We start from the raw sequence: 1,295 nt of genomic DNA on the forward strand, positions 1-1,295 counted from the left end.
CCAGGGCTCGTGGCGGCGGTGTGAAGCGCCAGCCCGCGGCAACGCCGAAAATCGCCAACACGATCAACATCTCGACGCCGATCGAGCGGACCAGCCTGCGTTGAACTTCCGTCGATCCCGCCTCGGCCGATGCCGTGAGTTTCCAGCGGTTGACGGCAGCGAGCGTGAACAGAAAGACCAGCAGCCCGAGCTTGATCAGCAGCAGCCTTCCATAGGCGGTGTCGACCAATGCCGCGGGCGTTTGCACCTGGATGACGGCAAGCACGGTGCCGGCAGCGGCAAGCACGGCCACCACGGGCAGGATCCCCCAAGAAAATCGCCGCAGGAATGGCGTGGCCTCCGCCGATTGCCCCTTGAGCGCCAGCCCGAGTGGGACCAATGCGCCGACCCACGACGCGATGCAGACGCCATGCAGGAACACCATCGGCCGCGTCAGCCATTGCGGTTCGGCGGCACTGGCATGGCCGCTGGCGGCAAGCGCAATCCCCACCCCGGCCAGGCCGGCCAGCGCCAATGGCTTGGCGGTGGCACGGGGACCGGCCAGCGACAGCAGGCCAAGCCCCAGCGCGATCAGCGCGACCAGCACCGTCCAGCCGAAGCTGGTGCCGAGCCCGGTCCGCCAGATGACCGATTGTGCCAGATGGGAGAGCGGCGCCCCGAGTGCATCAAGCCCCTGCAATCCGAGCGACAGGGACGACGCGACCAGCCCGCTCAGGATTGCAGCTGCAACGAAGCGCTGCCCGGCACGGGCACTTCCGGCCAACCAGGCAAGCGCGAAGGCGCCGCCAACGCCGAGGAAGAGGCCGACGTAGAGAAAGATTTTGCTCGCCCAGATAGCCGACCGCAACGGCCAGTCGATGGCTTCGGATACGGCCGGCGGTTCGCTGGGCGCGCCGATGGAAAACAGCAGCGATCCGCCGACGGGATGACCGTCTGCGGAGATGACGCGCCAGCTCAAGACATGCGTGCCCGACTTGAGCGGCTGCGGATTGTCGATCTCGACGGTCTGGTCGCTGAGACGAAAGGCGGTCAGTGGAACCGGCTTGCCGTCGGGCTTCACCAGCGTCAGCACCAGAGGCGAGACCGGCTCGCTGAAGGTCAGCGAGAACTGCGCCGGTCCCTGTGCCAGCACCGCGCCGTCGGCCGGGTCGGTCTTGATCAGCGCGGCATGGGCAAAGGCCTGATCTGACACGGCAAGGCTGGCAAGAAACACGATCACAGCCAACAGACCGACGGCAAGCCGGCCGGTGCGTTTGCCGGTCATGCAAGCCGTTTGCAGGAGGGAGGTCGTGCTC

General features: G+C 67.0%; 1 protein-coding gene. It reads right to left on the bottom strand.

The window, feature by feature from the left end; translation table 11 throughout:
• On the bottom strand, positions 1-1,264 hold a 1,264-nt coding region (locus EN932_RS36305; protein WP_128369535.1), incomplete at its 3' end, for a copper resistance CopC/CopD family protein.
• Between the last annotated feature and the right edge of the window lie 31 nt (positions 1,265-1,295).

The organism is Mesorhizobium sp. M7A.F.Ca.US.002.01.1.1 (assembly GCF_004022955.1).
Classification (GTDB): Bacteria; Pseudomonadota; Alphaproteobacteria; order Rhizobiales; family Rhizobiaceae; genus Mesorhizobium; species Mesorhizobium ciceri.